The following is a 20170-nucleotide window of genomic DNA, read 5'->3' as shown; positions in this document are numbered from 1 at the left end:
TTCTTTGCCCCACCTGCCCTAGCGCTCGATGGTCAGATCAGGAGCACTCTGTTAACGGTGTGAAAAGCTTTCTACGGTATTCATCAGCGAGATATATGAGAGCGCCTTTACCAAGCTGTGTATCGTACGCACCCATTTTCTCGTGAGCCGTTTTTCGTTCCAGGAGTCTCTGATGACGGTCGATACACTGCCCGTAACTACCTCTTCCCTCTCTACCGATGAGATGGAATGGCAGTTCATCATAGATGCTGTAGATCCAGCAATCCGCTCGCTTGTCGCCGATATCGTAGAAAAGTGTGCTCCTGAAGGAGTCGAATTCTTTTACTCCACCCTATTAAATCACCCGGAGGCAACTCCCTTCCTCTCAAGCCAGATTGTCAATGATCACCTGCATGCAGCGCTGTTGAAATGGTGTCGGTCTCTTTTTTCTTCAACTGCGCCAGATCTATCGGCACTCGTTGCTACTCAACGTAAGATCGGCTTTGTCCACGCGAGGATCCGGGTTCCTCTCCACGTTGTCATGCATGGAGCACGCCTTCTTAAAAGTACTCTGAGACAATCACTTTTCGAAAATCTAAGTTCCCCGACAGACTTGCCCAAGGCGATCAACTATGTCGAAAATATGATGGATCTCGCTATAGAAACGATGAGTAGGGAATTCGTCCGGGACCTTCAGAAGGAAATTGAAACTGATGAAGCGTATCGCCTGGTTACGCTAGGACAGGACGTTACCCTTGAAAGAGAAGTCCAACGGGCGGCCCTTCTCGACTGGGGCCACAAAATCCTATTGGCCATCTGCTGCAATGCGCCCCCTCCCCTCCCCTTGCTTGAAGCTTCAGGTTTTGGCTTATGGCTCAATCACAAGGGTAGCCTACTTTTTCCTAATACTAGTGGGATCGAACATATCAAGGCTGCCATCCGTAAAATTGATCGCGTTCTAATTCCCTCTCTCGCCACCGAAACTCCCCCTGCAGCTACACGCATTCATGAGTTACAGGCCCAAATCGAAGAAATCCGGTTTTTAATGGATGACCTATTCAAGAAGAGCGAAGCATTTGAAAGCGGTCGCGATCCACTCACCTGCACTCTGAACAGACGTTTCCTACCCACGATCATGGCAAGAGAAGTTGCTCAAGCCATTAGAAGACAAGTTCCATTGAGCATTCTGATGATCGACATCGACCACTTCAAAACCATCAATGATCGTTACGGGCATACCGGGGGGGACGCTGTTCTTCGGGAAGTCGCTGAAAAATTAATCGCCTCTTGCCGGACCAGTGATTTCGTCTTCCGTTACGGAGGAGAAGAATTCCTTGTCGTCCTGGTAGAGACCGACCAGCAACGTGCGTTCCGAATTGCTGAAAATATTCGCGGGAATATTGCTAAAGTTTCAACACAACCAACTGGGAACGCTTTATCTGTGACAGTCTCCATCGGCGTCGCCCATTTTGACGGACACCCGGATTATACTCATCTTATCGAGGATGCTGACCGTGCCCTTTACTACGCAAAAGAACGGGGCAGAAATTGCACCGTTCTTGCAACTTCAGAACTGGCTAGCCTGCCACGTTTATAGAGCCTAGGTTTTGTTGATAAGATGTAGGAAAATTTTACAGCTACTCGGTTAAGAAATGCGCGAAGCGATTGTTTTGTCCTAGCCGGATAGCAATATATCTAAACTTTTCAGTTTGTTGAGCAGAAGATTGATACAATTGCGATCCTCATAACAAAGAAACAGGCGCTCATCTTCAGTCTGCTCACAGAACCTGAAACAGATTCCCCTGCCCAAATCCATGGGTCCTGAGCCTGGGCTTAAGTGGGTTTTATTTCATTTAGGCTAGCTCTGTACGGCCCTTGCATTAATCTGAAAAGATTTTGTGGCTTAGTCTGACCAGAGACAAAAGCTATGATCATTACCCCACAAGGAGCCGAGCCCGTTCGCGCACCGCTTCAAGTTTCTTTTCCGAGACCCGCCCTTTATGCTTCGCTCGGTGGGCACGCCAGTCAAGACTACGCACCTGATCAGAGAGAACGACGCTCGTAGCCTCGCCCGCCAAAGGCAATTCAAAAGGATACCCTTTGATTTTTGTCGTTGTGGGACAACAAACAATCATACCGGATTTTTTATTGTAGCTGGCTGGGGAGAGCACCACAGCAGGACAATGTGCGGCCTGTTTGCGTCCTGACTGCTGATCGCGTTCTAGCCAGACAATGTCTCCGCAATCTGGCACCCAGGAGGCTGACATTTATCAGACCTCTCCGCCTGCCTCAGGCCCAAAATTCACTTCCCCATGACGCTTATCATCTGTGATGGCAGCAGTTAAGGCTTCCAGAGAAAGTGTCGCAGGCCGAACAGGCTGAATGATAATACGCACATCTTCTTCGCTGACATCAACGGCCTGATCCACCTGCAGCTGAGCAGCTTCAAGAATATTGGATGGCAGACGGATGGCAGCACGGTTTCCCCATTTCCGAACGGTTCCAAGGATTGGATCTCTCCTGCGTATGTCTCCATGGTAGATACTATTCCGAGTGACCTTACTTCTATCCTAAAATGGCCGATGTCCGCTTTTAACGGATCGAACGTACGAAACGGACATTCCTCCTCCCCGGCAAAACGGCCACAACTCTAGACCATGGTTCGCAGCACGCCATCGCGACGGATCAGTCCATGGAACAACGCCGCTCCGATGTGAGCCAGAACCAGCCCAAAGAGTACAAACGCCAGAATTGAGTGAGCAAAACGAAGCCAGGACCAAAGCACCGGATTGTGCGGCAGAATTGGAGGGAGAAGAACGGACTGCCCCCATAGCGGGATGGGAAAGCCGCCTGCTGAAAGCATCCCCCAGCCTACAAGCGGCAGAGCAATCATCAGCCCGTACAGCAAAATATGCGAAGCTGTAGCGGCACGTCTTAAAAGGCGAGGCAAATCATTTGGGATGGGCGGAATGGATGATCGCAGGCGATTTCCCAGACGGAGGATTGCCAGCACAAGGATCGCAATGCCCAGAGGGCGATGCAGTGTTACCAGTCGGTGATAATTTGGCCCGACTGAAGACGCCATGAACAGACCAATAAACAGCATAGCCAAAATCATGACGGCCATGAACCAGTGCAATACGCGCGACAGAAGCGGGAAAGATGCCATGCGGGTCATGATTTTTTGCTTTCATAGGTTTGAATGAGGTTGGGCGTCACAGCGCTTGGACTACGTTTTTCGCCAGAACGGAGTGAAAATGAGCGCATGTAAGCGGCTGAGCGGACCTGAAGGATTGGATCATCCGACGGCTGAATGCCTGGCGGCAAAACGAGAGGGTCAAAGGTAATACCTGTACAGGGACCACCGTCCTCGCTTTCAATGGAATTCAGAGTCAGGGTTCCAGCATCGATCGTCTGGTCATTCAGTGCCCAGATCTGGCTGGGATCGTTGATAACGTCATGCGCATCCGCCAAGGTCATCACCAGATGCCACTGCAAGGGACGTTCATGAATGTCACCAATCAGCGTGCGGAACAGATAGTCATGATCTCCTGTTTTTCCGTCACCCGGCTTAACAGGTTGCATCGGTATCATGGTCCAACGCACAGCTGTTTTCGTGCCGTCGGCAGCGACGAGCACAAAGCTATCAAGACTGTGAAATGTATCGTCTGCAAAGCCTGATGAAATAAAGCGATGGGCATTCTTCTCAGCCGCAGACTTGAGCCAGGGATGGGTCAGACCGAACGCTTTCGTGCGTGCGGGGCTAGGCTTTCCAGTTGCCGGATCAATCTGCTGCGATGCAAAAAAATCAGAGACGTCGCGCGCATCACGGAGTGGCAAAACTGGCGGATCATTCATACCTGTCCGCCATTCTTGTGCGTCGGGCGGCATAAAGCGGAGCGCCATACTTCGCACAGTAGTGCCGCTATCCGGCATATAAGGCTGTCCTACGGCAAGGGCGAACCGCCCAATGACCGGCACATGCTGCTCATGAAAAACTGCGGCTTGTGACAGATGCGCGGCGTCGCCGCTCGCATCAAACCATCCACTGACACACACCCCCTTGGCATGAGCTCGCCGGAAGCCATGTCCATAGCTTCCGGCGTTATGCAACTCACCCATCAAGCGGTTCTGCGTCACGCGGGCGGGAGAAAAACAGCCTCCAGCCCATAGGAAGGCCAGCGCAAGTGCGGTAGGTCCGGCACCAACGCCGAGCCAGCGCAGAGCCAGCATTGCAGGACGTGTAGGTTTTTGAAGCATGGTTTTCAATCCGATGCGGTTATCTCCCGCAAAGACGCCAGGCAGGCCGGATTTATTCCCGGGGAAACATGTTATTGGGAAATATTTCAGTAATCCGCTGTTTTGTACGGAATAAATGACCTCCCAGAACGTCTTTGTCTGTGAGAGTGATCCTGTGAAAGGCAAGACGGAGTTGAGTGATGACGCACATCTCAGGTTGCAGGCCGCCATTCCGGCGTTGAGACGATACGCTCGTGTCCTGACCCGCGACCCGCCTCAGGCGGACGATCTTGTACAGGACTGTCTGGAACGTGCCCTCACCCGGCTGCATCAAGTTCGCGGTCAACCTGACCTGCGCCCCTGGCTCTTCACGATCGCGCATCGTCTTAATGTCAATCACTGGCGTCGTTTACGGCGCTTCGTGTCGTGGGCAGAAACAATGCGCCCTGAGGCGTTACAGGAGGCCGCACAGATCCCTCATCTGGAATGGCAGGACGTCGTGCATGCGTTTGAACATCTGTCGGATGATCATCGGCAGATCATGATGCTGGTCGGTGTTGAAGGGCTTCAATACGGCGTGGTCGCAGAAATTCTGGATCTGCCGATCGGGACCGTAATGTCACGCCTTTCCCGTGCGCGTGCAGCGCTGCACACTCTTGTTGAACGTGAGGAGCGCCCAAAGCTCCGGAGGGTCAAATGACACAGCCTGATCGCCCTGTGACCGAAGATGACCTGCAGGCCTGGGTTGATGGATTTCTATCTCCCGAGCGGTTACGAACAGTCGAGACATGGTTCGAAAGTCATCCCGAGACATTGCGACGTGTCATGGCATGGCGGCACGAGCGTGATGTACTCCGCTCAGGACTGGGCCCGGACCTTAAGCAGCCGGTGCCCGCGCGCTTTAATATTTCGAACCTGCGGCAACGGAGTGCAATGGGTTCCAACACGCCTCGGATGGCGGCCTCCATCGCTCTTGCATTGTCGATAGGATTTGGTAGCGGGTGGTTTCTTCGGGATCATCGCGTGCCGGTCGGACTTGCCGCCGTTGAACAGGAAGCAATGATCGTACGTGATGCTAGCAAAAGGAGCGCGATTACGGAAGGCAATGTTGCACAACTGGCAGCGTGGGGCGGAAGAACACTGGGCCGTCCGGTACGACCACCTGATCTGTCGGCGGCAGGCTATCATCTGGAGGGAGGACAACTTGTACCAACGGATCATGGGCCGGCCTGCGTCTTTTTCTATAAGGATGACAGTGGTACCCGGATCTCCCTGTTCGTAAGGCCAATGTATGGTGTGGACGTTACGGCCCCAATGCGTCCGATGCGTCATCTGCCGGGCTATCTCTGGGCACAGGACGGACTGGGGGTTAGTATGGTGGCAGACACTTCCATGAGCAGCCTGCACACTCTGGCTGACCGTGCTCGCGATCTAATGGCGAAAGGCAGTTGAGGGTCAGAACATCAATCAATGGTTCTTCGATCCCTCCAACTCGCGTCGCATATCAAAATACAGTGGTTTTTTGCCCTAAAATCCATGTCCATTTTTCCCTTATTATCGGACATAAGCCAGTTTTCTATCAGCTCACGGAATTTGTGAGAATTTCTCACTGAAGAGAATGGCATTTTATGGTGGCTTCGCGACCGGTACAGTCATCTCCTTGAGGGAGTGAAACCAGTGCGCTGTCTGCGTGCCGCAGGCGGGCTCTGAAAAAGTTTGGGGGGCAAGCAGGATGTCTGGTTATGGACGAAATTGCCGATATTCAGACATTCCTTTCAGCTCGCATGGATTAAAAAGATATCCGATCTCTTTCCATAAGACCCGTAACAATCTCAATTCAAACGGAAAATCCCGAGAAGATATTTCTCACCCTAAATTTCTTGTACCCAGCCATCGGACTTTCTCAGGATCGCGGTGATCGAAGAAACTGCTGGCTTTCTGATCAAGCGTGGCAATTGCCTCAACATCAGCATCGTCCAACGTAAAGTCGAAAATAGAGAAGTTTTCGGCCATACGCTCTTTGCGGACTGACTTGGGGATTGCGACAATTCCACGCTGGTTCAACCAACGGAGCACGACCTGAGCGATGGTTTTGCCATGTTTCTGCGCAATTGACTGAAGCACATCATTAGAGAACAGCCCGTTTCGCCCCTCTGCAAACGGTCCCCAGGCTTCCGCCTGAACATCATATTGCTTCAGGATTTCCAACGCATCGTCCTGTTGATGAAAAGGATGGAGCTCAATCTGATTGATCGCTGGCGTGATCTCGTTATGCAGGACGAAATCCACCAGTCGGTCAGGATAGAAGTTACTGACGCCGATCGCCCGGATGCGTCCCGCACGATACAGTTCTTCCATTGCGCGCCATGCCCCATAGACGTCACCGTAAGGCTGGTGGATCAGCCAGAGATCGAGATAGTCCGTCTGAAGTTTGTTCAATGAGCGGTCGAAGGCAGCCTTGGCTCCCTCATAGCTTGCATCTTCAATCCAGAGTTTTGTGGTGACGAAAAGTTCGTTTCGGTCGATCCCATGGTTGCGGATCGCATGACCGACTGCTTCCTCGTTGCCATAGGACGTTGCTGTATCGAGAAGCCGATAACCGACATCAATGGCGTCCCGAACACTGCGTTCACACTCGGCAGGCTCAGGAACCTGAAATACGCCGAAGCCAAGAGAGGGCATCTGGATCCCATTGTTCAGCATCACGGCAGGAGTGGTGTTTGTCATGACTATTCTCTCCGTGGCCCTGGCTCAGCGATTGATCAGGTTCTGATATGAAGCAGGATAACGAGCCCCTTGAAGCGGGATGTCATTGAGGGACCGTTCAATGCGGGCCAGATCATCCTGCGTCAGAATGACATCAGCCCCTCCCAGATTTTCTTCGAGGCGGTGAAGTTTGGTTGTACCGGGGATGGGAACAATCCAGGGCTTCTGAGCCAAAAGCCACGCCAAGGCGATCTGCGCAGGCGTGCAGGATTTTTCAGATGCGATGGCTTTGACAAGATCAACAAGAGCCTGGTTCGCGGCCAGTGCCTCAGCCTGGAAACGGGGAACGGTGCTGCGGAAATCATCCTTGGGAAACACGATTTTCGGGTCGAGTTTTCCGGTCAGGAATCCTTTTCCAAGAGGCGCGAACGGGACGAAACCGATCCCCAGTTCCTCAAGGAGCGGCAGGATTTCTGCTTCGGGCTCGCGCCAGAACATCGAATATTCACTCTGGAGCGCTGCAATCGGCTGTACAGCATGCGCACGACGGATTGAATCCGTACCCGCTTCGGACATGCCAAAATGCTTGACCTTGCCCGCTTTGATAAGATCTTTCACCGTTCCGGCAACATCTTCGACCGGCACGTTCGGATCGACGCGATGCTGGTAGAAGAGATCAATCCTGTCAGTCCGCAGGCGCTTCAGGGCTTCATCCGCGACCTGTCGAATACGCTCCGGCCGACTATCCAGCCCGTGTGCTGGCACGCCGTTTACGAAACCAAACTTGGTGGCAATCACAACCTGGTCACGAACCGGCTCAAGCGCCTCCCCAACGACTTCCTCATTAATGCCTGGTCCGTAAGCTTCAGCAGTATCGAAAAAAGTAACCCCACGCTCATAAGCAGCACGGATCAGGGTAATAGCATCATTGCGGTCGGTAGCAGGGCCATAGCCATAGCTTAGACCCATGCAGCCGAACCCAAGCGCTGATACTTCAAGGCCGCTCCGGCCTAATAGACGTTTCTGCATGCTTCTTGACCCCACGTGTTGATTCCTGGGCAGCTCTGCCAAGGCTCTGTTTGGCAGAACTGTACACTCGGGCTTATCAATCAATTAGACAGGGTAAATTTCTTGGGTCTATGACGTTTAGTCATTAAACTCATAAAAGGGTTAAGCACAATGCGGCGTGAAGAGCTTGGAAGTCTGGCCATGTTCATGGCAGTTGCTGATGAAGGCAGCTTCACCAAGGCCGCAGGCAAGCTTGGTATTTCACAATCTGCGCTCAGCCATTCTCTTCGGCGGCTTGAAGCCAGACTGGGCCTACGGCTCCTTACGCGCACAACCAGGAGTGTCGCACTTACACTGGCTGGGGAACGCCTTATAGAAACACTTCGCCCCGCCCTTGAGGATATTGATCAGAAGCTTGCCGCATTGACCGAGTTGCGAGACCGCGCCGCTGGCACGGTTCGAATCACAACGAGTTCTCACGCGGCGTATACAGTGCTCTGGCCAGTGATTGATCGTCTCACAGCCGAAAATCCTGACATCAACGTGGAAATCAATATCGAAGGAGGCCTCGTCGATATCGTGGCTGAGCGATATGACGCGGGAATAAGGCTTGGAGAAAAACTGGAGCAGGACATGATTGCGGTGCCAATCAGCCCACGCCTACGGATGGCCGCTGTGGTCGCACCATCATATCTGAGCGGAAAGGCCATTCCGGAAACGCCGTACGATCTTGCGCAACATAACTGCATCAATCTACGCTTGCCAACTTCCGGCGGATTATATGCTTGGGAGTTTGAGCGCGATGGCAAAGAGATCCGGGTTAAAACGCAAGGACAGCTTGTGTTTAACGATATCAATCTGATTGTGAAAGCCGCACTTGCCGGACACGGTATTGCTTTCATGCTCGAGGATCATGTCGGAGATCACCTTTCTTCCGGAAGGCTGGTACGAGTTCTGAAAGAATGGTGCGAGCCATTTGACGGCTATTATCTGTATTACCCAAGCAGGCGCCAGCCCTCTCCAGCGTTCAGTCTTGTTCTGGACGCTTTGCGTTATCGAAAATGAATAAGGTTCATTACGAAAAAGAAGAGTCTGGAAGATCTGTTATCGGTTTAGAATGCCCAAAGTCAGACATTCGCACAATTAACCTTTATAATTAAGTGCCGTGATTATCCATCCCGGTGTCCAATCACCAGCTATGCGCGTGACATGAACCCTGTGCTATGATGGTTCGATTAGGGAGAATAAAATGCCCAACCGAAATGGGGAGCGTAAAAAGGCCAAACAATCTTTGCCGAAAAAGCCTGATCGTCTCAATGAGGCAAGGAAAGTACTTGCTCCGGTTATGATCATCGCGGTTCTGTTGCTCGGGGCAATCGGAATGCGTAGCATTTTGCTGAATCGAGCTTCACATGCCTTAGGCGGCCCTTATACGCTTATTGATACGCAGGGCCATACTATCACCGAGCGCCAGTTTCAGGGGCGCTATACACTGATTTATTTTGGATACACGCATTGCATTGATGTATGTCCGTTAACCCTTGCGACTGTTACACAGGCTCTCGACCTCATGGGGAAAGATTCACACCGAATTGTCCCACTTTTCATCACGGTCGATCCATCGCGTGATACTCCAAAGGTCGTAGCCGATTACGTCAACCATTTCTCTCCTGACATTGTCGGGCTAACGGGAACGACAGCGCAGATTCATGCGGTAATCGAGAGCTTTCACGTAATGTCGCGACGTCGCGACGTTCCAGCGGGGCATATGTCCTCAGACTACCTTATGGATCACAGTTCTGTTCTGTATTTAATGGATGGTGATAACCGACTGGTGTCTGTCCTTCCAGTTGACACCAGCCCACAGGAAATCGCCACACGACTGAGGCGTCTCGTTCCTGCCAGTTAGTTACGACGCACGGTGAAATCGTCTTGAGAGCATGGTAGCAATACCAAGCAGCAGAAGAGAGGCCCCGAGTTCTGGCAGGAGTAATCCCAATATGATTAGAACAGCCCACATGCTCACACCAATCTGTTTATCAGACAGCGCAGGCGGAGCTCCCAGCTGTCCAGGCGGTCTACGCCTGAGCCATAGGACGATCGCCGCCGTGCTCATTGTGAGCAGCCCCGACGCCACAAGAAAGTTCAAAAGCTGATTGGTTCTTCCAAAGAGCTGCCCTTCATGGGCTGCAACTCCATATCCGATAATACGATCAATCAGCGCCTTCTCTTCAAAGCGTTGGACTGAGCGTACCGTCCCGGACGCTTCTACAAGCGCACTAACGCGTTCTGGACGGTTCTGAGTATCTGAACGAATATGCCACGCGGTCTCGTTCGGTTCTGGTGGCGTTATGAGAACAGGCGCGGGGAAGTCCAGTTGAGATGCAATCATCACCACACGGTTCAATCCGTCTGGGAGGGGGTGGCCCGACATAGTCATGGATCCCATATCCATCCCTGGCATTATGTCCGCCTTTTGCGGAGAAAGCTGGCGTCCAGCAAGAAGATTACGCGCAGAAACGGCTCCAATTTCCCAGTCGGGGATCGTGGTCATTCGGCTGATTTGTGTCTCCACACGCGACAAAGCGTGTCCCCAAACGAAAGACCACGGTAAGCCGGAGACCAGAAAAAGCAGGAGAAACAAGGATATCCATATCCCTGTTACGGCATGGAGATCCCGCCATCGAAGCCGACCTTTTCGAGTAATCCGAGGATAAAAAACACCTCCCAAGCTCTGCGCGCGGCGTGGCCACCAAAGATACAGGCCCGTAGCAATCAGCACGATTGTCCAGGACGCCACCATTTCCATGATGATGGAGCCAGTGTTCCCCAATAAGAGCTGCCCGTGCAGTTTGAAGATGATGCGTTCAAAACGTTCTTCTTCAGGGACCTGTTTGAGAACCCTGCACGATGTCGGGTTGACAAACACGCGAATGGCCGTGTCCTGGTGATCAACGATCACCCGAACAGCACTGGACCGCGTCTCTGGGAGTTCATAGGCTAGGAAATGACTATCAGGTACAGCGCTCAGGGCGGCTCTGACTTCCTGCGTTGGAGTGGACTGTGTCGCACCACGCGCAAGGTGATCATAACGCCAGTCGATCCAATGATCGATTTGCGGCTTGAACAGGTAAATGGACCCCGTGAGGCACAGAAGTATTATAAAGGGCAGGCAGAAGAGCCCTGCAAAAAAATGCCATCGCCATACGGTGTGATAGTCCGGCCACAGAGGCGTTCTGAAAGACTTCATCATCGTAAACACTTTCAGAACTTGATCCGAACGCCACCGAAAAATGCTCGGGGCGATCCAGCGTAGATGGATCCGGTTTTATCGGCCAGAACACTCCGCCCAGCCTGCTGTCCTGTCGAGAGGAGCGTATCACTGATGTCGGTCGCACCGGCAGCATAGACCTGATTGGTCACATTCTGCACTTCGAAATAGCTGTGCAGGCGGTGAGCCCAGCCCATACGCGGAGGTGGATCGTAATGGATTTCCAGGTTCAACAATGCGTATGAGGGGGCTTTCAGAATATTGGCGTTGTCGAGGTAAAAGGCGCTCCGCCATGTCACTTCTGCAAAGCCCCCCAGTCCTTGGAGCCATCCGTCTGGCTGATCATAGAGCACGCGCGCATCTAGGAAATGCGGCATAACACCTGGGATCAGGTTGCCCCTCCGTGAGAAGTTCCGCGCCATCGTGCTGTTGGACAAGGTCTCGGTGTATTTCGTATAGATCTGGTTGTCGTAGGTATAAGACAGCTTCAGTCGTGCACCCGGCAGAGATGCCTGTAATGGCTGCCACGTTGCACCAAGTTCAATGCCACGATGCTCAGAAGCCGGGGCATTGAAGGTATAGCTTCCTGCAGGCGTATTGACACCGGCCGACTGGCTTACGAGTTCGTTTCTATAGAATTCATAGAACCCGGTGGCCTGAACATTGATGCTGGGCGAAGGGTGCCATTCGGCACCCAGATCGAAGCCGAGACTTGTTTCACTCTTGAGCTGCGTGTTGTTTCCGTAGATTCCCTGAGGGGTCACGAAAAAACTGGAATAGCCGGGAGTAGCATAGGCCGTTCCGACACGGGTATGGAGGGTCCAGTCTTTGGTCGGCGCATAAACCAGCGATGCCTCCGGTGCGAGATTGAAGAAGCGCCGATTGGCTGTGATGTTTTGAAGAGAGGTTGCGCTTACAGACCTGTTATAGAGCGTCTGAACGGCTCCAACATCGGACTGCGTGCCCCCAAGTCCGATAATGGCATGCCAGACCTCAGAAAACTGCCAGTCTTCCTGGAAGTGAAGTCCAATATTCCATTGATGACCGTAAGACGTGGAATTCAGGGCACCGCGCGTCGCACCGCCTTGCGAAGTCAGATTATAGACCTGATAGCCATAATCCATGTAATCAAAACTGGCACCGACAAAGCTGGTCAGGGGCATTGTTCCAATATGGCCACGGTTCGTCAGATCCGTTTGCACATTGTAGGAATTAAACGGACCGACAAAAGCCGTCGTCGAGGTTGGCTGGTCAGTATGACGTTGATCGTAAGTAAACTGGGTATGCCAGGTTGTTCCTGGATCGAAGTCATGTTCCCATCGAAGGCCAACAATGGTACGTCGGTCAAAGCGACCTAGCCCTGCCTGCTGCGGGCTCATCGTCTGGGTCGGTCCATACGCACCGTTTACCAGGAGGTTTACCGAGGCGCATCCGGCAGCCGCCGATGCGGCGTTGGCGCAGCCGGTCTGGTAGGGATTGCTGTGGAACTGGTTAAGAGAGAGACGCAGTGGTAGCGACGTATCGGTGACGTTATTAACGAATTTTAGGATGAGGCGATCTGAGGAGGTCAGATTGACCCGCAGACGCATATTTTCGGTGGACGTGTTGTACTGACTGTTCGCGATAAAGCCTTTGCCACGCACATCACTGCCAAACAGCATGAAGTCATAGCTTTTATTGCCTGTACCGATGGTGACGTAGTTATTGAACAGGCTGAAACTTCCAAAATCTGAACCCAGTTCCAGACCGTGAATATCAGCTCCATTTCGTGTACGGAAATTGATCGCACCGTTGATTGCATAATTACCGTATATCGTGGAAGCCGGTCCCTGAAAAACGTCCATGCCTTCATAGGCATGCGGATCGATTATGTCCGCTCTAGCCGTGCCATCGGGTTGCGTCATGGGAAATCCGTCTTCCATGACCTGAAGGTTCTTCAGTCCATAGGACTGACGTGCGCCCGACCCACGGACGGAAACGACGCTATCGCGTGGGCCATTACCTTGCAGAACGGTCACTCCGGGAATGGTTGCAACCATATCGCTCACGGTCTGTGCGACCCTGTTGGCGAAATTTGTGCGCTCTGCGCTGTAGGTCGTTTCACCGACTGGGCGAAGGAGTGCCGAACCCCACGCCGCACCTCGCACGACGATGTTTTCAGTTGCTTGTCTCTTGTGCAACGCAGATCTGATCGTTGCTGTCTTGCGAGGACGTGTATGAAGGCGTTGCGCGTGAGCCGGAAAGGCCCCCAGAGAAACGCAGGCAAGCACAAGCAAGCCGAGGGAACGGCTTGATTCAAAAGAAGTATTCATCTGTTCGTTCTGATCTGAAAAACGCAGAAAACCTTTCATCGCATGGGCGATAAGGCACTAAATCATTGTCAGATCAGGTGGGGAGGTCCTTGAGCACAAATGCCCGATAGCCGCAATAAGGGAGGGCCTCGCACTGGCGGAAAACACCAGAAAAAACGCCGACCTGCCGTAGAGAGTACGAGAAAAACAGTAGCGGCGCATCCAATTACCAGGATCGTCAACAGATCGTTGATCAGGAAAATACCATCACCGACATCCGCTGCGTGCTGGTGGTCGGGACTATGGGGATGTGGGTCCTGGCTGTCGCAAAGGGTCGACAAGCTGGCGAGCTGTTTGACCGGATCGTCGAGAAATACCTGAGGTAAAGGCAGACTCCCAACGCTGATACGAATGATGATGGCGAGCAGAGCCAACGGCCAAAAGACCAACCCCCATCTACTCTGCCAAGAGTCTCGCATCATGCTTCTGCACTTAAAGGGTCTTACCGAACTTGGCCAGCCGGCGATTCTCCCCCTGATCGTTTGGGGTGTAAAGCATTTCGTTCAGATTGCTTCCGTCCTCGGACCCTATTGCCTATGTCCGCTTTGCGGATAATCAGTAATGACAGACATGAAGACGATGGCGGAGCGGCTGCTCCCGCCGTTAGCAAAGTCGTCTTTACCTAAAAAGACAGCGATGCAGGTATGGTGATAACCTGTGGTCTCTCCGGAGGCAGTCACGCTTGAGCGAATAAACCTGCTCTTGGCCATGGCCTGACACGACGAGGATTGGCCTCGTCCGTGGTCGGTCGTCTTTGGCCATGTTGCGACCGGCTCGTGTCCGTCATACCAACGACGGAAAGGCACAGTCATGAATCGGAACCACATCAACCTTTACAGCCACGATACTGAGACTGGTTGGGCAATGTTCGAGCAGTATTTCGGTTTGCACACTCTCGTTGTGCGTGGAACCAAGATGGCCGTCATGCAGGACAGCGATGGGTTGGTGCTGATCGTCAACCATTTTGACAACAAGCTCGAAGGCTTCAATTATCCCAAGCAACTCGACATTCTACACATCCGTTTCATCCAGAAGTCTCGCGACGCCGTTGATGCTTTAATATTAGAGGTTGAGCGAGGACGACTGGGAGGCGCAGGCCTCTCGCGACGCACATGACGCGTGGTCTTTCTACTTTCAGGCCAAGGGCGGATATTTCGTCGAAGTGACGACCCTAACTCGGGTTCGCCCCGAAGAAGCATATCAAAGAAAATAACAATAATGCCCGGTATGATCAGCTGAGTAATCGGCCGATCCCCGCCAGTCATGCGGATCACACGCGCCGTTATTGCTCCAAAGTCAGTGAACTAAGGAGGCTGCTTAAGTGTGGGCCGTAAGTGTGTTTCCGCTCGGATCACGAAGGTAAACTCTTCTAAACAGGCATTTTGATAGGCAATTACTGGGGTGATATCAGACCTCTGTTTTGTCAGCGAGCGGCAAAGAGTAGTTCACTAACTAACGATGGGCGTTTATCCGGCATTGCTAGCAAGACCTAAGCCGGTCCGGTTCGATGACTAGGCCCATGTTTTCAGTTCAAAAGGGGCCCTTTGGCAACCCCGATGCTCCTGGCAAACTGTACCTGAGACAATCCAGTCCGGGTTCTGATGACTGCCACGTACACAGACAGAGCACGTCCCTAAGGGGGTATAGCTGTTTGTCTGCCTGAACTTCCGAGTATGCGAGAGCCTTATTCAGGCCCTTGTAGAATACTGTCATAAACACTCATGATGATTCTTCATATTTCGCAGTCAGCGTCTTTTTCGGTTTTAGGAACAAACAGTCAGCAGAAACAGAGACCTCTATCTTGCACCAAAGGCGTCAAAAGATTCTGTCCCCTTCCCTCTTTTCGGTACTCTCGCGTGAAAAGCGGATTTTTCGCAGACCCTCCCTCTATTTTTCTATTACCCGGTACAAGTTCCTTATTTTCAGTCCCCTCGCAGTGCCTGAATTTAGGACCTTTCTCTGAAATTTAGCGATCCTGTTTCTATAAAAAGAAGCCACATAAAAGCATCATCACCCGATAACAATTTTGAGCCTTCCTGGTAGGACGTTTGTTTGCGAATGATTCTTAGTTGTGCTAGATGGCTGATCATCACACGGGGTTGGATCACTACAGAAAGTGGACAGAACACGAATAAGCCGCCTGTTTTCGGGCCATAGACGGGAGTTGGCTGACTATGTCGGGCGGCAACTGAATGACCGTGATCTTGCCGCTGACTTCGTACAGGAAACCTTCATTCGCTTCATGGAGCATGGAGACGCCCTTCCGGCGGATTCATGTCGCGCGTTCCTGTATAGTACACTTCGTAATCTGGTAATCGACCATGTCAGATCTGTCCGTCGACGCAAGACATCCAATGTCCTTATCGAAGATCTAGCCTGCACGATCGACGACAGGCCTCATGCGGAAGACGTAGTGGCGGCGAGGCAAAAAATTCGCCAGATTGCAGCGCTTCTGGATGAACTACCGCAAGTAACTCAACGTATATTCGTGCTCAATCGCGTGACTGGACTGAATTACCGCACGGTAGCGAAACAGCTGGCCGTCTCGGAAAGTACCGTGCAAAAGCATCTTGCAATAGCGCTTCGGCATCTTCTGTCGCGCCTGCCTCGCTGATTTTCATGTTTTTCTTTACTGGTCTTGTGATCTCCAGACGTCTTATCTGTAGCGGGTCCAGCACGATCAGAAGGCTGATCTCATGACGGATACTACGGACGACCAGCTGGACAGGATTGATACGGAAGCTGCGGAGTGGGTCATTCGCCGCGGCGGTGGCGAACTAACGCTGGAAGAGCAGCAGTCTTTCGAAATATGGCGATCTGTATCGCCTCTTCATGAGGCGGCATTCTGCCGGGCATCCAGTCTGTGGTCGGATCTTGATGTGGGCGGTCGAAAGAAGAAGACCCGGCAGCGGCAAACAGCAACACATGCCGCGGCGGCAGGTATATTCGTACTCGTGCTCGGGGTTGGTGTGAGCTGGCTTGAACCCGCCCGCTGGTTTGCCGATTACACAACGAGCACAGGAGAAATTCGCACTGTCGAGCTTAATGATGGCAGTCTTGCCGAGCTGGATACCCATGCTGCCCTCACCTTGCGCTATACGGCAAACGAACGACGCGTCATCGTGGTTGGAGGGCAGGCCTATTTTACCGTTGCTCCTGTGAGTGGGACGGAACACAGGCCTTTTGTTGTCGATGCGGCTGGTGGCACGGCGACTGCACTGGGCACCCAGTTCATGGTGGCACGTGACGGTTCGGACGCGGATACAACCGTCACTGAACATACTGTCCGTGTCGCAAGACAGGATCATGACGGTATTTTACGGTCCGTTGTCGTTTCGGAAGGACAGAGCGTCCATTTCGGCCGATCGGGCCTGAGTGACCCGCATGCAGTGTCTACCACAACGCTGACCGCATGGCGGACTGGCCAGCTTGTTTTCGATAATGAGCCACTTTCGGACGTGATCGCTCGCCTGAATCGATACCGCCACGGCCGGATCGTTTTGGCGAAGCGAAGTCTGGCCAGTCGAAGAGTAAGCGGCGTCTTTGCCTGTGAGGATATTGAGGGTGCCCTGACAACGATCAGTCAGGAACTGCATGTAAAAACAATTTCTGCGGGTATGCTGGTAACAATCATCTATTGATGGCTGCTTCAGGCAGAAGCGTAGAGAGTTTTTGCAACGATAAAGGGCTGTAAACAAACAGATAATCGAAAAAAACTGGAAAAACCGAAAAAGCCTTACTGATTCCCGCTGGCTCAGTCGTCCTACTCCCTGAAGAAAATGCAATTCATTCGCGGTTGCGTCCATAAGGCTTCGGGAAATGGGAAGAGAATGAGTTTTCAGAAGGCGTACCGTCTGGCAGGACGGTGCAGAAACTGCACAACGGGCCTTTATTGGTTGATGTCGGGAACGGCCCTGGCTGTTACGGGCCTGCTGATATCTGAAATGCCCGCACATGCGCAGGGACAACTCGACCCCAGTGCCGCAGCCCAACCGATGATCTCGGTCAACATTCCTGCAGGTGATCTCAACGCATCTCTGCTTACCCTGAGCCGAAAAGCCGGGCTGCAGGTGTTTTACGACATGAACAAGGTCGATGGGCTAAGAGGGAACGCCGTGTCTGGGACCATGACACCAGATGAGGCCCTCAGTCGTATTCTGGCCGGAAGTGGTTATACGTTTTCGCGTTCAGGTCAGCGCATTTCCATCTTGAAAGCCTCCTCCACCATTATGCTTGGCCCCGTACGGGTTGGAGGGCGTTATCGCATTGCAGTCCCCGCCACAGCAATGATCGGCAATCTGCCACCGACGCTTCCCGGCGGAGAGATCGCGCGTGGCGGACAGCTCGGGCTGCTTGGCAACCGGGATGTGATGGACACGCCGTTCAATATGACAAGCTATACTGAGGCGTTCATCGAGGAGAGACAGATCCGGACAATCCGGGATGCCCTGAAGGACGATCCTTCGGTCAGAGGAATATTCTCCGAAGGAACGGCTGGCGTAGAGCGCCTGCAGATCCGTGGCTTTACACTGGATAATGTGGATATTTCCTACGGTGGAATGTACGGGATGATGCCATTCAGCGGCATCACCTCGGAACTTGCCGAACGGGTTGAAGTGCTGCGCGGTCCCGCTGCCTTGCTGAACGGCATGTCCCCTGGAGGTGCGATTGGGGGTGTCGTCAACGTCGTGCCCAAGCGGGCCCATGATACGCCGATCACGAAGATCGAAGCGGATTACACCTCCAACTCGCAGTTTGGGGGGCATGCTGATATCGGACGGCGCTATGGCAAGGAAAAGCAGCTCGGTATCCGTGTAAACGGTATGATCCGCTCAGGCTCGACAGCAGTCCCCTATAGCGGAATGAAAACGGCGCTGGTTGGAGCGGGCGTTGATCTTCGACTACACCATGTCCGGCTGTCGACTGACTTTGGCTACCAGGTTCGTAACATCGATGGGGTTCTTCCGTACTACTCGCTGGCTGCAGGCGTGCCGGTCCCCGATGCCTCGAAGGTTAAAAGAAACTACAAGCTGCCGTGGAGTTACTTCAATGGGGAAGACATTTTCGGAGTATTCCGAGGGGAAGTAGATCTTTTCCGTAACTTTACGGCCTATGGCAGTGTTGGTGTTCATGATTACAAATACAGAGGCGCATATTCCCAGTATGTGGTCGTCAGCAATGCCCAGGGAGCGGGATCTGGCTCCAGCCCGGTTGGGATTGTACAGAACGGTCGTTATCTGACTGCCGATTTGGGCGTTCGCGGAAAAGTCGATACCGGTCCCCTCAAGCATGATCTGGCGTTCTCAGCCAATCGTCTTGATCTTACGATGGGTCGGATTTTTGGTTCGAACACTGATATTCCCGCGTATGCTTTGAATATTTACAGCGGAAAGAATTATTATCTTCTGAGTCGCAGTGTCTCTGTTCCCTATAGTTCGCCGAAGACTGGAACATCGACCCTGTCCAGTCTGGCTTTTGTCGACACGATTTCTGCATTGCATAATCGTATTCAGGTCACGGCCGGGCTGCGCGCTCAACGCGTACAAAGTGCGAGCTACAGCACCACAACAGGGGCAGCTTCTGGACTCTATGACAAGACAGCCATAAGTCCGGCTGTGCTTGCAGTGTTCAAACCGCTGAAGAATGTCTCGATCTATGGAAACTGGATTCAAGGCCTACAGCAGGGAACGACGGTTGGCACGACTTATGCCAATGCAGGTGAAATCCTCGCTCCATACAAGTCGACGCAATATGAAGTCGGCGTAAAGGCGGATTTCAGGAAATTCATAGCCACATTCGATGTTTTCCAGATATCCCAACCAAACACCGTTTCCAACACGGCGACCAATATACTGACAGTAAACGGGAACCAGCGTAATCGCGGTCTCGAACTGAATATTGCCGGCGAAGTCCTGCATGGTCTGCACGCTACGGGCGGTGTGATGCTTCTGGACCCTACCCTTACAAATACGCAGGGCGGCACTTATAACGGCCAGCGCGCGCTGAATACCTCTCCAGTCAATTTCAACATGGGGCTGGATTACGATGTACCGTTTATAAAAGGTGTCTCTGTAACGTCCGACATCATGTACACGGGGTCGGAATACATTGAAAATTCTACATCCTATCGGAGACGTATTCCCAGTTGGGTCAGGCTCGACCTGGGCGCACGTTATGTCATGAAAAATCCGGCTACGAAAAAAGGAAAAATCACATTTTTCCTGAACGTGGATAATGTAACCAACGCCCGATACTGGAACTCCAGTGGAGCCAGCTACCTGTCATTGAGCGCACCGCGAACGGCTCGTTTCTCGATCGCTGCTGATTTCTGATGAGCCGGTCCAGATCAGGCGTTGTCGCGAGAGTTCTTCTGGCAACCGGAGGCGCCTATTTTGTCACCTCTTCAACTCTCGCGGCGTTCTGCATCGTGCTGTTTGCTTCGGGTATGTCGCGTGTGAACGCCGTAGCATTGGGAACAATGCTGGGATTCATTCTCTATTTATGTCTGATCCTTTGGGTCTTCTCTTCCCGAAGGCCGTGGCAGGTTCTCGCAATATTTGTTCTCGTGATTGCCTCTGAGAACTGCATGATTTTTGTCATCGGTCACGGACACTGA

Annotated in this window: 18 protein-coding genes; 10 read left to right on the top strand and 8 right to left on the bottom strand. The window is 52.5% G+C overall.

What is annotated here, in order from left to right; all coding sequences use genetic code 11:
- Positions 1-172 precede the first annotated feature (172 nt).
- Positions 173-1576 (top strand): diguanylate cyclase, encoded by a 1404-nt coding sequence (locus GFR01_RS05395; RefSeq protein ID WP_099181559.1) that lies wholly within the window; start codon positions 173-175, stop codon positions 1574-1576.
- A gap of 337 nt (positions 1577-1913) precedes the next feature.
- On the opposite strand, the gene mazF is transcribed toward GFR01_RS05395, so the two are convergent.
- From mazF to GFR01_RS05375, 4 genes are all read right to left on the bottom strand, one after another.
- The gene (gene mazF, locus GFR01_RS05390; protein ID WP_099181558.1) at positions 1914-2246 is read right to left on the bottom strand and encodes an endoribonuclease MazF; all 333 of its coding nucleotides are present in this window, start codon (positions 2244-2246) and stop codon (positions 1914-1916) included.
- A gap of 3 nt (positions 2247-2249) precedes the next feature.
- The gene (locus tag GFR01_RS05385; RefSeq protein ID WP_099181557.1) at positions 2250-2489 is read right to left on the bottom strand and encodes an AbrB/MazE/SpoVT family DNA-binding domain-containing protein; all 240 of its coding nucleotides are present in this window, start codon (positions 2487-2489) and stop codon (positions 2250-2252) included.
- A gap of 140 nt (positions 2490-2629) precedes the next feature.
- Positions 2630-3157, bottom strand: a complete 528-nt coding sequence (locus tag GFR01_RS05380; protein ID WP_099181556.1) for a cytochrome b — start codon at positions 3155-3157, stop codon at positions 2630-2632.
- Positions 3154-4239 (bottom strand): catalase family peroxidase, encoded by a 1086-nt coding sequence (locus GFR01_RS05375; RefSeq protein WP_167384206.1) that lies wholly within the window; start codon positions 4237-4239, stop codon positions 3154-3156. Before GFR01_RS05375 ends, GFR01_RS05380 begins: the two co-directional genes overlap by 4 nt.
- A gap of 115 nt (positions 4240-4354) precedes the next feature.
- On the opposite strand from GFR01_RS05375, the gene GFR01_RS05370 reads away from it, so the two are divergent.
- Both GFR01_RS05370 and GFR01_RS05365 read left to right on the top strand, forming a co-directional pair.
- Positions 4355-4918, top strand: a complete 564-nt coding sequence (locus GFR01_RS05370) for an RNA polymerase sigma factor (protein ID WP_244902167.1) — start codon at positions 4355-4357, stop codon at positions 4916-4918.
- Positions 4915-5670: an anti-sigma factor family protein gene (locus GFR01_RS05365; RefSeq protein WP_099181554.1), complete on the top strand. Its 756-nt coding sequence runs from the start codon at positions 4915-4917 to the stop codon at positions 5668-5670. The genes GFR01_RS05370 and GFR01_RS05365 overlap by 4 nt, the downstream gene beginning before the upstream one ends.
- Before the next feature lie 414 nt (positions 5671-6084).
- On the opposite strand, the gene GFR01_RS05360 is transcribed toward GFR01_RS05365, so the two are convergent.
- Together GFR01_RS05360 and GFR01_RS05355 are read right to left on the bottom strand one after the other, a co-directional pair.
- Entirely contained in the window at positions 6085-6945 is an 861-nt protein-coding gene (locus GFR01_RS05360; RefSeq protein ID WP_099181553.1) for an aldo/keto reductase, read from the bottom strand.
- Positions 6946-6969: 24 nt separating this feature from the next.
- On the bottom strand, positions 6970-7953 hold the full coding sequence (locus GFR01_RS05355; RefSeq protein WP_099181552.1) for an aldo/keto reductase: 984 nt from the start codon (positions 7951-7953) through the stop codon (positions 6970-6972).
- A gap of 150 nt (positions 7954-8103) precedes the next feature.
- Here GFR01_RS05355 and GFR01_RS05350 point away from each other — a divergent pair, with 150 nt between their 5' ends.
- Positions 8104-8997, top strand: coding sequence for a LysR family transcriptional regulator (locus tag GFR01_RS05350; protein WP_099181551.1), 894 nt, complete (start codon positions 8104-8106; stop codon positions 8995-8997).
- A 184-nt stretch (positions 8998-9181) separates the two neighbouring features.
- Positions 9182-9841 carry an SCO family protein gene (locus GFR01_RS05345; protein WP_099181550.1) on the top strand — a complete coding sequence of 220 codons (660 nt, stop codon included), beginning with the start codon at positions 9182-9184 and terminating at the stop codon, positions 9839-9841.
- Here GFR01_RS05345 and GFR01_RS05340 read toward each other — a convergent pair whose 3' ends face one another.
- Both GFR01_RS05340 and GFR01_RS05335 read right to left on the bottom strand, forming a co-directional pair.
- Positions 9842-11185 (bottom strand): PepSY-associated TM helix domain-containing protein, encoded by a 1344-nt coding sequence (locus GFR01_RS05340; RefSeq protein WP_099181549.1) that lies wholly within the window; start codon positions 11183-11185, stop codon positions 9842-9844. It abuts the gene before it with no gap.
- A gap of 11 nt (positions 11186-11196) precedes the next feature.
- On the bottom strand, positions 11197-13515 hold the full coding sequence (locus tag GFR01_RS05335) for a TonB-dependent receptor family protein (protein WP_099181632.1): 2319 nt from the start codon (positions 13513-13515) through the stop codon (positions 11197-11199).
- An 849-nt stretch (positions 13516-14364) separates the two neighbouring features.
- On the opposite strand from GFR01_RS05335, the gene GFR01_RS05325 reads away from it, so the two are divergent.
- The 5 genes from GFR01_RS05325 to GFR01_RS05300 all read left to right on the top strand — a co-directional run bounded on the left by GFR01_RS05325 (position 14365) and on the right by GFR01_RS05300 (position 20170).
- Positions 14365-14670 (top strand): VOC family protein, encoded by a 306-nt coding sequence (locus tag GFR01_RS05325; RefSeq protein WP_244902166.1) that lies wholly within the window; start codon positions 14365-14367, stop codon positions 14668-14670.
- A 1000-nt stretch (positions 14671-15670) separates the two neighbouring features.
- Complete coding sequence (locus GFR01_RS05315; protein WP_063902692.1) at positions 15671-16168, top strand: RNA polymerase sigma factor; 498 nt, start codon at positions 15671-15673, stop codon at positions 16166-16168.
- An 82-nt stretch (positions 16169-16250) separates the two neighbouring features.
- On the top strand, positions 16251-17195 hold the full coding sequence (locus GFR01_RS05310; protein WP_099181548.1) for a FecR family protein: 945 nt from the start codon (positions 16251-16253) through the stop codon (positions 17193-17195).
- A gap of 189 nt (positions 17196-17384) precedes the next feature.
- On the top strand, positions 17385-19886 hold the full coding sequence (locus tag GFR01_RS05305) for a TonB-dependent receptor (RefSeq protein ID WP_244902165.1): 2502 nt from the start codon (positions 17385-17387) through the stop codon (positions 19884-19886).
- Entirely contained in the window at positions 19886-20170 is a 285-nt protein-coding gene (locus GFR01_RS05300) for a hypothetical protein (RefSeq protein ID WP_099181546.1), read from the top strand. Before GFR01_RS05305 ends, GFR01_RS05300 begins: the two co-directional genes overlap by 1 nt.

Source organism: Gluconobacter frateurii (genome assembly GCF_002723955.1).
Lineage (GTDB): Bacteria > Pseudomonadota > Alphaproteobacteria > Acetobacterales > Acetobacteraceae > Gluconobacter > Gluconobacter frateurii.
The sequence above is the reverse complement of the archived record's forward strand: the minus strand, read 5'-3'. Positions and strand labels throughout refer to the sequence as shown.

What these genes read in the sequence shown, in the direction of transcription:
- GFR01_RS05380 (WP_099181556.1), bottom strand. Translation starts at nt 3,157, where the DNA reads ATGACCCGCATGGCATCTTTCCCGCTTCTGTCGCGCGTATTGCACTGG.
- mazF (WP_099181558.1), bottom strand. Translation starts at nt 2,246, where the DNA reads ATGTCAGCCTCCTGGGTGCCAGATTGCGGAGACATTGTCTGGCTAGAA.
- GFR01_RS05350 (WP_099181551.1), top strand. Translation starts at nt 8,104, where the DNA reads ATGCGGCGTGAAGAGCTTGGAAGTCTGGCCATGTTCATGGCAGTTGCT.
- GFR01_RS05345 (WP_099181550.1), top strand. Translation starts at nt 9,182, where the DNA reads ATGCCCAACCGAAATGGGGAGCGTAAAAAGGCCAAACAATCTTTGCCG.
- GFR01_RS05340 (WP_099181549.1), bottom strand. Translation starts at nt 11,185, where the DNA reads ATGATGAAGTCTTTCAGAACGCCTCTGTGGCCGGACTATCACACCGTA.
- GFR01_RS05310 (WP_099181548.1), top strand. Translation starts at nt 16,251, where the DNA reads ATGACGGATACTACGGACGACCAGCTGGACAGGATTGATACGGAAGCT.
- GFR01_RS05325 (WP_244902166.1), top strand. Translation starts at nt 14,365, where the DNA reads ATGAATCGGAACCACATCAACCTTTACAGCCACGATACTGAGACTGGT.
- GFR01_RS05305 (WP_244902165.1), top strand. Translation starts at nt 17,385, where the DNA reads ATGAGTTTTCAGAAGGCGTACCGTCTGGCAGGACGGTGCAGAAACTGC.
- GFR01_RS05370 (WP_244902167.1), top strand. Translation starts at nt 4,355, where the DNA reads ATGACCTCCCAGAACGTCTTTGTCTGTGAGAGTGATCCTGTGAAAGGC.
- GFR01_RS05300 (WP_099181546.1), top strand. Translation starts at nt 19,886, where the DNA reads ATGAGCCGGTCCAGATCAGGCGTTGTCGCGAGAGTTCTTCTGGCAACC.
- GFR01_RS05395 (WP_099181559.1), top strand. Translation starts at nt 173, where the DNA reads ATGACGGTCGATACACTGCCCGTAACTACCTCTTCCCTCTCTACCGAT.
- GFR01_RS05375 (WP_167384206.1), bottom strand. Translation starts at nt 4,239, where the DNA reads ATGCTTCAAAAACCTACACGTCCTGCAATGCTGGCTCTGCGCTGGCTC.
- GFR01_RS05335 (WP_099181632.1), bottom strand. Translation starts at nt 13,515, where the DNA reads ATGAATACTTCTTTTGAATCAAGCCGTTCCCTCGGCTTGCTTGTGCTT.
- GFR01_RS05365 (WP_099181554.1), top strand. Translation starts at nt 4,915, where the DNA reads ATGACACAGCCTGATCGCCCTGTGACCGAAGATGACCTGCAGGCCTGG.
- GFR01_RS05355 (WP_099181552.1), bottom strand. Translation starts at nt 7,953, where the DNA reads ATGCAGAAACGTCTATTAGGCCGGAGCGGCCTTGAAGTATCAGCGCTT.
- GFR01_RS05360 (WP_099181553.1), bottom strand. Translation starts at nt 6,945, where the DNA reads ATGACAAACACCACTCCTGCCGTGATGCTGAACAATGGGATCCAGATG.